Genomic DNA, 13,380 nt, shown 5'->3' with positions numbered 1-13,380 from the left:
TTCGGACGGCTTATGCCCCGTTCTCGAGTAGCCGGTGCCATGCTCGCCGGTTCGGAGCTTCTCGTCCCCCTCGCCTTGCTCGCCGCCGGTATCGTCGCCCTGTATGCGGGTGCGGAGCTGCTCGTCGCTGGCGCGGGGCGGCTCGCGCTCGGAATCGGCCTCCGGGCCGCGACGGTCGGCGTGACAGTCATCGCGTTCGCGACCACCGCCCCCGAACTCTTCGTGGCGATCACCGGCGTGTTCGACGACTCGACCGACATCGGGCTCGGCACCGTCCTCGGGTCGAATATCGCGAACATCGGGCTGGTTTTGGGCGTCTCCGCTCTGATCAAGCCACTTTCGGTCAGCGAGATCGCGATGAAGCGACACGTCCCGTTCATGGTCCTGGCCGCCGTCTTGCTCGTCGGCGTCGGACTGGACGGAGTCATCAGCCGGCTCGAGGGAGCGCTCTTCGTCGTAGTCCTCGCCGGCTTTACCGCCTATCTCGTCTATTCGACGAACGCCGATTCAGCGTCGATGGGCGACAAGCCCGCCGCAGGCGACGGGATCGCGCTCACCGATATCGCGTTCGTCCTCGTCGGCCTGATCGCGCTCGTCGTCGGGTCGCGGTGGCTCGTCGAGGGCGGGACGGAGCTCCTGCGGGAGTTCGGATTCTCGGAGCTGTTCATCGCGCTGACGGTGCTCGCCGTCGGAACCTCCCTCCCCGAGCTTGCGGCCTCGGCGATCGGCGCGGCTCGAGGCGAGACCGAGTTCGCGATCGGCAACGTCGTCGGGTCGAACATCTACAACGTGTTGGCCGTCCTCGGCATCGTTGCGCTCATCACCCCGATCCAGATCGCGACGAGTACGATCCAGTTCGAGTTTCCCGCACTCATCGTCTTCACCCTCGTGTTAGTCGCGATGATGCGCTACGGACGGACGCTGACGAGACTCGACGGGATCGCGCTCGTCGCCGGATACGCCGGGTTCGTCTACTTCTTGGCGCAGTGAACTTCCGGCCGCAGTGATTTCGGGTCGGCTGGCCGCTCGAGCGTGCTACCCGAAAGCGTCACGTATTCAATCGACGACGCCCGACTGAGTGGCGTGATCGCCATCGTCGAAAGTCGGGCCGACGTCGCGTCGACCCACATCTGTTCGTTTCTTCGCGAAGAACGGGACTGGGAGGTCCTCGAAGACGAGTCGCGGCCGGACGCAAACGGCGGCGGCACCTACTACCGGACCGACGGATTCGAACTGCGCTCGTTCGACGAACTACACATCGACCTCGAGCGGCCCGCGGAGATCTTCACCGACGAACCCGACCTGCTTGTGTTCGCCTCGCGCCACGCCGGCGATACCGGGTCGCTGCTGACGGGGCACTTCACGGGGAACTTCGGGCCGGCCGAGTACGGCGGCGAGCGCGACGCACTGGCTGCGGCCGCACCGAATGCGCTGGCTCGGTTGCTCGAGGCGTTCGAGACGTACGCTCCGGCGGAGTACGACGTTGGAATGGAGTGTACCCATCACGGGCCGACGGCGGTCGGCTGCCCGTCGCTGTTCGTCGAACTCGGCAGCGACGAAACCCAGTGGAACGACCCCGACGGAGCCCGCGCCGTCGCTCAATCGATCCTCGAACTCGGCGCGGCCGACCGCTCTACGGCGGAAGACGGAACGGCGGGAGACGGCTGTGTCACGCCCCACCGCGAGCGACAGGTCGTCGGCTTCGGCGGCAACCACTACGTCCCGCGCTACCAGCGCATCGTCGAGCAAACCCCGTGGGCCGTCGGCCACATCGCCTCGGAGTGGGCGCTCGAGGCCATGGGCGACCCTGACGAACACCGCGACGTGATCGAGGCCGCATTCGAAGCCAGCGGGGCCGAACTGGCCATCCTCGAGGGAACGTGGCCGACGATCGAGCGGGTTATCGACGATCTGGACTACGAAATCGTCAGCGAAACGTGGCTCAGGGAAGTCGGCGACCGGCCGCTCGAACTCGTCCGAGCGATCGAGTCGGCACTCGGCTCCGTCGAGGAGGGAATCAGGTTCGGCGACAGGCGAGTGTCGCTCGAGGACAGCAGCGGGGACGGCAGCGGAGACGACGACGCGGACGGCGAGGCGTTCTCGATCGTCGATCTCCCCGCGGAGTTGCTCGATACCGCAGAAAGTATCGATCCCGAGCGCGTCCGACGCTGCGTGGAGGCGGCCACCGTCGCGTTCGCGACCGAGAACGGAGGCAGCCGAGTCGGGTCGACCGCGGCCGTCCCGTCTGAGGGAGTGCCGCCGGCGCTGGTCGAATCGCTCGCCGACGTTCTCGAGGAGAAGTACGATCGGGTCCGACTCGAGGACGACGCGGTCGTCGCCGAGGAGCGCGCGTTCGATCCGGCGCTCGCCGCCGAGGCGGGCGTGCCGGAAGGACCCAAGTTCGGCGCGCTCGCGAACGGCTCGTCGGTGACCGTCGACGGAAAAGCTATCAATCCCGAAGAGGTTCGCACTGATCGAACACGTCGGTTTCCGGTGTCAATCGATCACGGCGACGGTAAGATCTGCTTACAGCTCGACTGAGACCGCAGTTTCTCGATCAAGAAACCAACACGTAAGCGGGTATTACCGCGTCAGACATTCGGCTGACGTGTAGGGGAAAGGTAATTATGCTCCATCCTTAAGTCAAGGGCAAGGATGGACTCTATAATCGACGATGCTATCGACGAGGCCGAGGATGGGGAGCCTGATCATCTCCCCGATGAGGCCGAGCCCGTCGACGGCAATACTTCGGGGACGATGACCGACGACGAACTACTCGACGTACTCGACGATCTCCAGACTGATATTACAGTCGTCGGCTGTGGCGGCGCTGGCGGAAACACCGTCAATCGGATGGGGGAAGAGGGAATCCACGGTGCGAAACTGGTCGCGGCGAACACCGACGTCCAGCACCTCGTCGAAATCGAAGCCGATACGAAGATCCTGATGGGCGAGCAAAAGACCGGCGGCCGCGGAGCCGGCTCGCTCCCGCAGGTCGGCGAAGAGGCTGCCCTCGAGAGCCAACAGGACATCTACGACGCGATCGACGGCTCCGACATGGTGTTCGTCACGGCGGGACTGGGCGGCGGAACGGGAACCGGCTCGGCCCCCGTCGTCGCGAAGGCGGCTCGCGAATCCGGCGCGCTCACGATTTCGATCGTCACGACGCCGTTCACCGCGGAAGGCGAGGTTCGGCGAACGAACGCCGAGGCGGGCCTCGAGCGGCTTCGCGACGTTTCTGATACGGTCATCGTCGTTCCCAACGACCGCCTGCTCGATTCGGTCGGCAAACTGCCGGTTAAACAGGCGTTCAAGGTTAGCGACGAGGTCCTGATGCGCTCGGTCAAGGGAATCACGGAACTCATCACGAAACCCGGACTCGTCAACCTGGACTTCGCCGACGTTCGCACCGTGATGGAACGGGGCGGCGTTGCGATGATCGGCCTCGGCGAGGCCGACTCCGAAGCCAAGGCCGAGGACTCGGTCAAGACCGCGCTGCGCTCGCCGCTGCTCGACGTCGACATTTCCGGGGCGAGCTCCGCGCTCGTCAACGTCACCGGCGGCAACGATATGTCGATCGAAGAAGCAGAAGGCGTCGTCGAGGAGATCTACGATCGGATCGATCCCGACGCGCGCATCATCTGGGGGACCTCGATCGACGAGAGCCTCGAGGGTAGCATGCGAACTATGATCGTCGTGACCGGCGTCGAATCGCCGCAGATCTACGGTCGACCGGACGGCGAGGCCGTCCAGCCACAGGGCGCAGAGGAAGAAGACATCGACTTCGTCGACTGATTCTCCGAGCGCGGGCCGTGTGGTTCGAACCCACGACTCGAGGCGTGACGCTTCGAAGCCCTTATACTCGCAAGTTGGATAGTTGCAGACGACTCGCTGGTCCGCGGGCGACAGCGGGCACCTGTTCGACACACGTCACAGGTCGGAAGTCACAGGTCGGAATGTGGAACGCGAGAGATCCTCTCGAGTTCTGAACCAGGAAACGCCCGCAGCAAAACACAATGGCACGAAGCTTCTACTCCCACATCAAGGAGGCATGGAAGAACCCGGGCGACGGAAAGCTCGGCGAACTGCAGTGGCAGCGAAAACAGGACTGGCGCGAGCAGGGCGCAATCGAGCGAATCGAGCGCCCAACGCGACTGGACAAGGCGCGCGAACTCGGCTACAAGGCCAAACAGGGGATCGTCCTCGCACGCGTTTCCGTCCGCAAGGGAACGGCCCGAAAGCAGCGACACAAGGCTGGCCGACGAACGAAACGCCAGGGCGTCAACCGGATCGGTCGACGCAAGAACATCCAGCGGATGGGTGAAGAGCGCGTCTCCCGAAAGTACCCCAACATGCGGGTGCTCAACAGCTACTGGGTCGGGGAAGACGGCAGCCAGAAGTGGTTCGAAGTGATCCTCGTCGATCCGAACCACCCGGCGATCGAGAACGACGACGACCTCAGTTGGATCTGCGACGACGACCACACGAACCGCGCGTTCCGCGGTCTCACCAACGCAGGCTCCTCGAACCGCGGCCTCAACACCCGCGGCAAGGGCGCAGAGAAGGTCCGTCCGTCGAACAACGGCGGTCGTGGCGGCGCAAAGTAACTGAGGCGGCGCTTTTTCCGCGGGTTACTACTGTCGACGTTCTCGTCTCGAGTGACGACACCAGTTCCGGGCGCGACACGCAAGCGATATCGAAGCGTGGCGAATCGCGCGACCGCGTTCCGAATTCACCCAGCGGCCGGGAAATCAGGCGGACACTTATTTTGGTCCCGTCCGTCGTTTCGCGTATGTCCAAACGAATCGTCGTCCCGGTTGACGACTCGGATCGCTCGATCGACGCCCTCGAATTCGCGGTCGATGAGTTCCCCGACGCCGAGATTACGGCGCTACACGTGCTCGATCCGGGGGATTTCTACGCAGCGACTGGAGTCGACGGCGGCGTGATGGCCAACTACGAACAGATCTACCAGCGCCACGAACAGCAGGCCGAACAGATCCTCGAGAACGCGACCGAACTCGCCGCCGAACGCGGCGTGGAGATCGACACGGATCACGTCATCGGCGGTATCTCGCGGTCGATCGTCGACTACGTCGAAGAACACGAGATCGACCAGATCGTCGTCGGCAGCCACGGTCGGACCGGCGCGAGTCGAATCCTGCTTGGAAGCGTCGCCGAAACCGTCGCGCGGCGGTCGCCAGTCCCCATTACGATCGTCCGATGATCGGTAGGGAATAAGGTGATAGGAAAGAGCGGAAGGTATCAGCGCGAGCACGGATTCCGGGCCATGCGGTGGCCTAGACCGAAACGGTTCGCGACGACTCGCGTTCGGATTCGGGCGGTCGAATATCGAGATCCGCACGCAGCGCCTCGATCGCCTCCTCCGGATCCGTTTCGGAGTTGAAGACGCGGTCGAACCCCATCTTTTGAAATTTCTCTTTGGTCTCCTCGAAGTCGGTCTGTCCGACCGAGAGGTTGCCCCCGATGTAGGTCGTCACGTCCTCGAGGTCCGCGTCGGCGACCCGTTCGTGAAAGCCCTGACAGTCCTGCTCGGCGTGCCCGTACAGCGACGAGACGAGTACAGCTTCGGCATCGTGATCCGTCGCGGCGTCGACGAACTCCTGCTGGGAGCTCTGGACGCCGAGATTGATAACGTCGAATCCGGCAGCGTTCAGCGCCTGCTCGAGGATCGTAATGCCGACGACGTGTGCGTCGGAGCCGATCACGCCGAGGATAACTGTCTTCGTCATTGTCGTACCTCGACAGTCCGCGGGGAACCACATAAACCTAATGATTCATCATGTTAGTTCTCCCCAGACGGCACGCTCGAGCGATACCCGATCAGGTCTCCTCACGCCTGCACGGTGGTGAGCGCGTCGACGACCGAATCGGTCCGCCCGCGTGCTCGTCCGATCCCGTCGTCTCCCGCCGCGATCAGCGCGAAGACGCCGGCCACGTCCGCACCCGCGGTTTCGACGATGTCGAGCAGCAGTTCCTGGGTCTCGCCCGATCGGATGAGGTCGTCGACGACCAGCACCGACTCGCCCTCGTTGATCGACGATTCGGGGAGGTAGTAGGTGATCTCGATGCCCGAATCGAGGCGTTCGCGGGCTTCGATGAACTCCTCGACGGCCGTCTCCTTGCGTTTCTTCGCGTAGGCACACCGCGTTCCGTAGTAGCTCGCGAGCGACGCCGCGAGCGTGATGCCGTCAGTGGCCGCCGTCAGGACGACGTCAGGTCGATCGAAACCGAAGCTGTCGGCGACGACCGGCGCGGCGAGGTTCAAAAACGGCTGGTCGAAGACCACGTCGGAGTTGTCGACGTATCCCTCGCCATCCACGCGAATCCGCGCCTCGAGTTCCTCGGCGAGGGCCTCCTTGCCCAGATCCTCGACGACCGCTCGAGCGCGGTCGGTTCCCGGAAGCACGTGTCCGTTAACGTATCGGTTCAAGTCGCCCGCGGGTAGGCCGGTCTTGGCCTCGAGTTCGTCGTAGGTGCGGGTTTCCTTGAGCATACACAACACGTCGACGGCGCGCAACTGCAGGGCGGCTTTCTCAGCTCTGTTCATGCAGATATGCACGATTCCGCAAACATGGGTATTTCGATCACAGTACGCGGTTGAGTGACCACGAATATGGTCCGGAACGTCCGATCGGTTCGACCTGTGTTCGACCGTCCGGAACCGGATCGTTAGCCGCCGTTTCGACCGAGGTCACCGCGAACGCCCTCCCCGCGTCGGCGAACGAGTCGTCGCATGACGCTCGCCTGTGCTTTCTGGAGGAGCGTTGCGGCCGTACTCGAGGCGCAGTTCAGTTCAGCGGCGACGGCGTCGACGCCGGATTCACGGGGAATTTCGAAGTAGCCGACGTCGGCCGCGACCGCGACGGCCTCGAGTTGGCGCTCGGTGAGGTCGCCGCCGAGGGGCGCGTGCCGACGGTCGTACTCCCCAATCGCCCGAACGGTGACGTCGATCTCGTCGGGGAGCCCCTCGAGCATCGTCCGCAGGTCCTCGCCGGCTCCGACGATCGTCATGTAGAACGCGGCCTCGGCATCGTAGGAAACCGGCGGCACGACGACGAGATCGAGCGCGGCGAACGCTTCGCGCCAGCGTACGTCCTCCTCGCGGGTCTCCTGACAAATGTAGACGTAAAACGAGTCGTCGTCGATCGGGGTCAGATCGTACCAGCGAACCGAGTCGACTGCTTCAATCGCCGCTTCGTAGGGGCCGCGGTCGGCTTCGGCGTAGAACAATTCGTACTCGAGGCCGTCGTCGCGACCCGCGATGTTCCACGTTCGAAGCTCCTCGTAGCGGACCGCATCCGTCTCGCGGATGAACCGCTGCATCGGGTGTAGCATCCAGTCAGGTTGTGAGAGGTGCACGTCGAGGTATTTCATCGACCGTCGTTCGACGATGCGCTCACGGGTCACTTATAAGTTGACTAGTAGAACCGCGAGAATTCTCAGGGCGCTCGCGCGGCGACGGGAAGATATGAATCTGCTCCACTCGACAGCGATCGAACGACCACCCGAGGGGATTCGATGACGATACTCGAGATACAAACACCGGCCTCGATGGCGTTCGCGGTCGGTCTCGGCCTCGCGGTCGCCAACCTCGCCGGCATCCTCGCCAGCGCGCTCGGCGTCGCCGACTACTGGCCGCCCGGTGACCGGGACTGGCGGTACTACGCCCACTGGGGGCTCTCGCACGCGCTCAACGTGGTCGTCCTCGTCGTCGTGTACCTAGATTGGAACAGCCTCGGGTTGGCTCGAGCGCCGTCGCTCGCCGCCGGTGCGACGCTGTTCGTCGGGGGCTACGCCATCGCCATCGCGTCCGGTTTGGACCTCGGCGTCGAGGAAACGAAGGGACTCGAAGGCGAGTTGCGAACCGGCGGCTGGTACCGGTACTCGAGAAATCCGCAGTACGTGGGCTACATCGCCGCGACGGTCGGGTTCGCGCTGCTGGCGAACTCGACGCTGGTAACTCCCATCTGTGCGGTCTACCTCGGCTGGTGGCTCGCGCTTCCCTTCGCCGAGGAACCCTGGCTGTACGAGCAGTACGGTGACTCCTACGCGGACTACGCCGACCGAGTGCCACGGTTCGTCGGCGTCCGGACAGTTCGTGCCCTCACCGGAAACCGAGAAGAAAAGGTATCGACCGCCGACTAACCGCGATCAGTCCCGCAGGAAGTCTGGTTCGGTCCGTTTCTCGTCGCGTTCGTCCTCGAGGTGCGCCCTGAACGCGTCGGTTTCGACGTCGTACTCCTGGTCCTCGAAGCGGTCGCGAACCGAGATGTTTCCGTCGTCTTCCTCGTTGTCGCCGACGATGATCTGGTAGGGGACCCGGTCGTCGTGGGCCGCGCGGATCTTCCGCTCGAGCGTCGAGTCCCGGCCGTCGACTTCGACGCGGAAGTCATCGAACTCGTTTGCGACGCGGTGGGCGTAGCCGAGATTCGAGTCCGAAATCGGGAGCACGCGAACCTGTTCGGGGGCGAGCCAGAGCGGGAAGTTGCCCTCGTAGTGCTCGATGAGCATCATGAAGAACCGTTCGTACGAGCCGTACAGCGCGCGGTGGATCATGACCGGGCGGTGTTCCTCGTTGTCCTCGCCGACGTAGGAGAGGTCGAACCGCTCGGGCATGTTGAAGTCGAGCTGGACCGTCGGCCCGTCCCAGTGACGCCCGATGGCGTCCTCGAACGCGAAGTCGATTTTCGGTCCGTAGAACGCACCGTCGCCCTCTTCGACGTCGTACTCGAGGTTTCGATGCTCGAGTACCGACCGGAGCTGTGATTCGGCTTTCTCCCAGATTTCGTCGCTGCCGACGCTCTTTTCGGGTCGGGTCGCGAGCGCCATTTCGTACTCGAGGTCGAACGTCTCGAGGACGTCCGTGATCATGTCGATGATCGTCTCGACCTCGTGTTCGATCCCTTCGGGTTTGACGAACAGGTGGCCGTCGTCGATAGTAAAGGCCCAGACCCGCGAGAGTCCCGAGAGTTCGCCCCGTTGTTCCTTTCGATACACCTTCCCGTTCTCCGCGTACCGAATCGGCATGTCGCGGTAGCTCCAGGACTGATCCTGGAAGATCGCGGCGTGACCGGGACAGTTCATCGGCTTCAGGCCGAACTCGTCGTCGCCGACGTCGAAGATGAACATGTCGTCCTCGTAGTTCTCGTAGTGGCCCGAACGGTGCCAGAGGTCCGTCTTGAAGACGTGGGGCGTCTCGACGTAGTCGTAGCCCGCATCTTCGTTCAGGTCCTCGACGAAGGATTCGAGCTCTCGAAGGACCGTCTTGCCCGGCGGGTGATACAGCGGCAGGCCGGGGCCGGTCACGTCCTGAATCGAGAACAGGTTCATCTCGTTACCGATCTTGCGGTGGTCGCGCTCCTCGGCCTCCTCGAGGCGCTGTAAATACGCCTCGAGATCGGACTCGTCCTCGAAGGCCGTTCCGTAGATACGGGTCTGCATCGGGTTCTCCTCGTCGCCGCGCCAGTACGCGCCGGCGATCTCGAGCAGTTTCACCGCGCCGATCTCGCCCGTCGATTCGACGTGCGGGCCGGCACAGAGGTCCTCCCACTCGCCCTGGCTGTAGAAGGTGACCTGTTCGCCCTCCTCGGCGAGTTCCGAGAGGAGTTCGAGTTTGTAGGGCTGGTCGGCCAGCCGTTCTTCTGCCTCCTCGACCGAGACCTCCTCACGTTCGATCTCGTAGTCCGCGTCGACGATCGCCTCCATCTCCGCCTCGATCTCCTCTAAGTCCGATTCGTCGACAGCGAGGTCGTCGAAGTCGTAGTAAAAGCCATCGTCCGTCGGCGGGCCGATGGCGAGTTTCGGCTCGTCGTAGAGCCGTTCGACCGCCTGTGCGAGACAGTGGGCCGCCGAGTGGCGCATGACCCGGAGGGATTCGTCCGATCCCTCGGTGATTATCTCGAGTGTCGCGCCGTCGTAGGCGGGTTCCTCCTTGGCGACGAGGTCGCCGTCGAGTTTCCCGGCGACCGTATCCCGGCCGAGTCCGGGGCCGATCTCGTAGGCGCAGTCTTCGACCGTCGCGCCGGCGTCGACCTCGAGTTCCGACCCGTCCGGCAGTACGACGGTGATCTGTCCCGCTGATTCTGGTTCCGACTCTGATTCTGACATGGCTGTGGCTGTGTATCGTAATTAGGTACTCGGACTCCGTCGAGAAGCCCAATGGTGTCCTGCACGCGTCGTCCGTCTGACGAGAGAGTTCGACACAACGAACGAGAGGTGAGTGTTAAAAGCGGGCGGACGGCCCTGTAAAACGGACACCTACCATCGTGATTACGCGTAGTCTCGAGTAGGTTAAAAGCGTTGTGATGGTACAGCGCCGACCGATCGCATCGCAGGATGCGGGTTCTCTCCCGGGCGATCACTGGGAGGCCAGCAACTCGCTCGCGGTCACGAGCGACTCCATCTCGACGCCCGCGTCCTCGACGGTCTCCCGTCCGCCTTCCTCTCGGTCGACGACGACGAGCGCTCGCTCGACCGTCGCGCCCGCATCCCGGAGCGCCTCGACGGCGTCGACGAGGCTCGTTCCCGTCGTGACGATGTCCTCGACGACGACGACCTCCTCGCCGTCCTCGAGTCGGCCCTCGACTAGATTCGCGGTGCCGTAATCCTTGCGCTGTTTGCGCGCGATGACGTATGGAACGCTCGCAGCGACGCTGGTCGCGGCGGCCAGCGGAACGCCGCCGAGCGCGACGCCGCCGAGTTTGTCGTCGGCCGCGAGCCGGTCGGCGAACGCCTCGGCGATGGCCTCGAGACAGTCGGGGTCGGTCTCGAAGAGGTACTTGTCGACGTAGTACTCGCTGGTCCCGCCGTGGGAGAGTTCGAACTCGCCGAACCGAACGGCATCGGCCGCGCGGAGCGAATCGATGAGGTCCTGATTGGTCATGCTCGTAGCAGTGACCCGAGACGAAATAAGCGGTGTGAAACGCGGCCGGGCGCATCGGCTCGATGTCGACTCGCGCGGACGGATTTCCGTCGACCGTAGCTTTTTGTTTCGGTTCGAAGTATACAGCACGATGACACCATCTCGCACCGACGGCGACCGACCGCCTTCTCGTGCTAACGAACCCCATCCCGACGTACAGGCGTTTCTCGAGATATACGAATCGCTCGATACACCTGACTTTAGCGAGGTCACACCCGAGATGGCTCGAGAGCAACTCGCAACGATGCTCGAGCACGGCGATCCGGCTATCGAACTTCCCTCAGTCGAGGACCGCAGTATCGACGGCCCCGACGGGGCGATTCCGATCCGGATCTACGAGCCGAGCGAGGACCCCCAATCCGATCGACCGCTGCTTCTGTACTTCCACGGCGGCGGCTGGGTCGTCGGCAGCATCGACACCCACGACGGAAGCTGTCGAAAGCTCGCCGCGGAGTCGGGCTATCCCGTCGTCAGCGTCGACTATCGACTCGCGCCGGAACACCCGTTCCCCGCCGGGCTTCGGGACTGTTACGCCGCCCTCGAGTGGGCCGAAGACGCCACCGGCGACCGCGACGCCGCCGAGGCGGGAGACGGCATCGCGGCCGACAGCGACCGGATCATCCTCGCGGGCGACAGCGCGGGGGGTAATCTCGCCGCCGGAACCGCACTGCTCGCTCGAGACCGCGGTGGTCCCGACATTGCGGCGCAACTGCTGATCTACCCCGCGACGGGCGACGCGACCGAAACAGAGTCCTACGAGGAGAACGCCGAGGGCTACTTCCTGACCGCCGACGAGATGGCGTGGTTTCGAGGCCACTACTTCGCGGACGACATCCAGCAGGGGAACGTCTACGCCGCACCCCGACTCGCCGCCGACCTCTCCGGACTGCCGCCCGCGACGATCCTCACCGCCGGCTTCGACCCGCTCCGGGACGACGGGGCCGCCTACGCCGATCGGCTCGAGGCCGACGGCGTTCCCGTCACCTACCACAACTACGACGACATGATCCACGGCTTCTTCGGAATGATACAGGAGCCGACGAACTTCGAACGCGCCCACGAAGCCTACGACGACGCGATCGCTGATCTGCGGGCGCGACTCGAGTGAGCGCTCGAGGTAACGGATCGAGAAACGACACACACTCACCAGCCGATTCGGGATCGTCGATAGCAAAGACGATTCCCACCCCGCAGTGGCGCGCGCTGGTGGGCCGCTCGCGGCCCACCGAAGCCGTGCGAGGGCGGCGGTTCAGTGAACCGCCGCGGTTGGGGAGGACGAGGCTGCGGTGGGTGGGATCGAAAGGGGCCGGCGCGGTCGGCGGTGCTTTCAGGACTGTTGAATATACTGAGGGTGTCATAGAACGATTCTCATAGCGTTTCTTTCGCCCCATTCCTCTGAACTATTTGTTCACTACACATGCGAGTACAACGACTGTTCACGCGTGGTAGTTCAACTACGTTAGGCCCCACACCACACCGAGAAAGATACCGAGAACCATACCAAATGGAATACCTAGCGTGATATCACCCAGTGCGAGTCCAAGAGCGGCCCCTAGCAGCGGTCCGAACGCAATCCCCAGAGCCATCTTATTCAAATCTATTTGACCGTCCTCTTCGGCAGACATGTGCTGTCTTTGGACTTCCGACGAGATAAATCAAGAGGCCTAATGGCATGTGAGTTCCCTGTACTTATCGTTGTCGGGGAGTCGCGAAGAAGATATTTGAACCGTTCTATGACGCTCTCTGTACTCTCGAGTCGGTTGCAGAGTTTAAACTCCCGCAGAATCCGATGTTAGCCTATCCTCGAGCGAACCGTCTACTCGTCCTATCACCCCGAACTCGGCCGCGGCATCGCCTCGAGCTCTTCGATTTCGCCGGTCTTCTGGACGCGTTCGTACTGCCGTCGCCATGGTCCGCGCGGGAACAGGTCGTTCCGGTCGAACAGCTCGCGAGCGTCGTCAGTCAGCCGGTAGAACTTGTAGGGAAACCCGCGCGTTCGTTCGCCCGGCGGGATCTCGAGTTCCTCGAGTACGCTCACGCTCTGGAGGGTCTTGAGGTGGTTTCTGATGGCGTCTTTCTCGAGGCTCGGGTTCATGTAATCGAGTTCGTCGACGCTCGGCGCGCCCTTCGGGTGCCCGATGACGTCGGCGATAAGATTTGCGCGGGTTTTGTCCGTGGCCTTCTGGAGCGCCTTCCACGTGTTGAACTCCATCGCCGGCCCCACGTTCTCGCCGCCACCACCGCCGTTTGGTTGGGACGTTTGCGGGTGCATATCGGCTACTACAGTCTCGTCCGGCATAAACACTTGGTTGCTAAATTTGACTGGTTACTCGAGTAATTCTCAATTAATTCTTAAGTGATTCTCAAGTGTTTCTCAAGTGACCCTCAAATGATTCTCGAGTAGTCCGTAGGCGATGATCTAACTGACAGGAACA

Annotated in this window: 13 protein-coding genes; 7 read left to right on the top strand and 6 right to left on the bottom strand. The window is 63.2% G+C overall.

Going from position 1 to position 13,380, the window contains the following annotated elements:
• Nucleotides 1–39 precede the first annotated feature (39 nt).
• From HALLA_RS02520 to HALLA_RS02500, 5 genes are all read left to right on the top strand, one after another.
• Nucleotides 40–990 (top strand): calcium/sodium antiporter, encoded by a 951-nt coding sequence (locus tag HALLA_RS02520; RefSeq protein WP_049951911.1) that lies wholly within the window; start codon nt 40–42, stop codon nt 988–990.
• Nucleotides 991–1,083: 93 nt separating this feature from the next.
• Nucleotides 1,084–2,541 carry a D-aminoacyl-tRNA deacylase gene (locus HALLA_RS02515; protein WP_049953980.1) on the top strand — a complete coding sequence of 486 codons (1,458 nt, stop codon included), beginning with the start codon at nt 1,084–1,086 and terminating at the stop codon, nt 2,539–2,541.
• 114 nt (nt 2,542–2,655) lie between these two features.
• Nucleotides 2,656–3,795 carry a cell division protein FtsZ gene (gene ftsZ / locus HALLA_RS02510; RefSeq protein ID WP_049951910.1) on the top strand — a complete coding sequence of 380 codons (1,140 nt, stop codon included), beginning with the start codon at nt 2,656–2,658 and terminating at the stop codon, nt 3,793–3,795.
• Nucleotides 3,796–4,016: 221 nt separating this feature from the next.
• Nucleotides 4,017–4,607 carry a 50S ribosomal protein L15e gene (locus HALLA_RS02505; protein WP_049951909.1) on the top strand — a complete coding sequence of 197 codons (591 nt, stop codon included), beginning with the start codon at nt 4,017–4,019 and terminating at the stop codon, nt 4,605–4,607.
• A gap of 185 nt (nt 4,608–4,792) precedes the next feature.
• A complete protein-coding gene (locus HALLA_RS02500) occupies nt 4,793–5,227 on the top strand; it encodes a universal stress protein (RefSeq protein WP_049951908.1) in 435 nt (144 codons plus the stop codon).
• Between the two features lie 73 nt (nt 5,228–5,300).
• Here the strand turns inward: HALLA_RS02500 and glmS are convergent, their stop codons facing one another.
• The 3 genes from glmS to HALLA_RS02485 form a co-directional block, all read right to left on the bottom strand.
• A complete protein-coding gene (gene glmS, locus HALLA_RS02495; protein ID WP_049951907.1) occupies nt 5,301–5,753 on the bottom strand; it encodes a methylaspartate mutase subunit S in 453 nt (150 codons plus the stop codon).
• 101 nt (nt 5,754–5,854) lie between these two features.
• Nucleotides 5,855–6,571 carry a phosphoribosyltransferase family protein gene (locus tag HALLA_RS02490; protein WP_049951906.1) on the bottom strand — a complete coding sequence of 239 codons (717 nt, stop codon included), beginning with the start codon at nt 6,569–6,571 and terminating at the stop codon, nt 5,855–5,857.
• A gap of 122 nt (nt 6,572–6,693) precedes the next feature.
• On the bottom strand, nt 6,694–7,398 hold the full coding sequence (locus HALLA_RS02485; RefSeq protein WP_049951905.1) for a helix-turn-helix domain-containing protein: 705 nt from the start codon (nt 7,396–7,398) through the stop codon (nt 6,694–6,696).
• Nucleotides 7,399–7,542: 144 nt separating this feature from the next.
• Here HALLA_RS02485 and HALLA_RS02480 point away from each other — a divergent pair, with 144 nt between their 5' ends.
• Nucleotides 7,543–8,169, top strand: coding sequence for a methyltransferase family protein (locus tag HALLA_RS02480; protein WP_049951904.1), 627 nt, complete (start codon nt 7,543–7,545; stop codon nt 8,167–8,169).
• A gap of 6 nt (nt 8,170–8,175) precedes the next feature.
• On the opposite strand, the gene thrS is transcribed toward HALLA_RS02480, so the two are convergent.
• Both thrS and pyrE read right to left on the bottom strand, forming a co-directional pair.
• Nucleotides 8,176–10,131: a threonine--tRNA ligase gene (gene thrS, locus HALLA_RS02475; RefSeq protein ID WP_049951903.1), complete on the bottom strand. Its 1,956-nt coding sequence runs from the start codon at nt 10,129–10,131 to the stop codon at nt 8,176–8,178.
• 250 nt (nt 10,132–10,381) lie between these two features.
• Nucleotides 10,382–10,906: an orotate phosphoribosyltransferase gene (gene pyrE / locus HALLA_RS02470; RefSeq protein WP_049951902.1), complete on the bottom strand. Its 525-nt coding sequence runs from the start codon at nt 10,904–10,906 to the stop codon at nt 10,382–10,384.
• 130 nt (nt 10,907–11,036) lie between these two features.
• On the opposite strand from pyrE, the gene HALLA_RS02465 reads away from it, so the two are divergent.
• Entirely contained in the window at nt 11,037–12,053 is a 1,017-nt protein-coding gene (locus HALLA_RS02465) for an alpha/beta hydrolase (protein WP_049953979.1), read from the top strand.
• Between the two features lie 720 nt (nt 12,054–12,773).
• Here the strand turns inward: HALLA_RS02465 and HALLA_RS02460 are convergent.
• Nucleotides 12,774–13,217 (bottom strand): hypothetical protein, encoded by a 444-nt coding sequence (locus HALLA_RS02460; RefSeq protein WP_049953978.1) that lies wholly within the window; start codon nt 13,215–13,217, stop codon nt 12,774–12,776.
• Nucleotides 13,218–13,380 lie beyond the last annotated feature (163 nt).

The sequence above is a fragment of the Halostagnicola larsenii XH-48 genome (genome assembly GCF_000517625.1).
Lineage (GTDB): Archaea > Halobacteriota > Halobacteria > Halobacteriales > Natrialbaceae > Halostagnicola > Halostagnicola larsenii.
The sequence above is the reverse complement of the archived record's forward strand: the minus strand, read 5'-3'. Positions and strand labels throughout refer to the sequence as shown.